The organism is Ursidibacter maritimus (assembly GCF_009761395.1).
GTDB lineage: Bacteria > Pseudomonadota > Gammaproteobacteria > Enterobacterales > Pasteurellaceae > Ursidibacter > Ursidibacter maritimus.
This window is the reverse complement of record NZ_LEKN01000029.1, coordinates 1-335: the sequence shown is the minus strand read 5'-3', so window position 1 is coordinate 335 and position 335 is coordinate 1. Positions and strand designations below refer to the sequence as shown.

General features: G+C 55.5%; 1 protein-coding gene. It reads left to right on the top strand.

Annotated features, from left to right (window positions below):
• A partial coding sequence (locus A1D26_RS05915) for an invasin domain 3-containing protein (RefSeq protein WP_157403143.1) occupies nucleotides 1-335 on the top strand: 335 nt, incomplete at both ends.

Sequence of the window (335 nt, the reverse complement as noted above, 5' to 3'; positions counted from 1 at the left end):
GACATGAGCAAAACTGTCACTGCAGAACTGCGGGCCACGATGATGGATGTGGCAAACTCCACCCTGAGCGCTAACGAGCCGTCAGGTGATGTGGTTGCTGATGGTCAGCAAGCCTACACGCTGACACTGACAGCGGTGGACTCCGAGGGTAATCCGGTGACGGGAGAAGCCAGCCGCCTGCGACTTGTTCCGCAAGACACTAATGGTGTAACCGTTGGTGCCATTTCGGAAATAAAACCAGGGGTTTACAGCGCCACGGTTTCTTCGACCCGTGCCGGAAACGTTGTTGTGCGTGCCTTCAGCGAGCAGTATCAGCTGGGCACATTACAACAAAC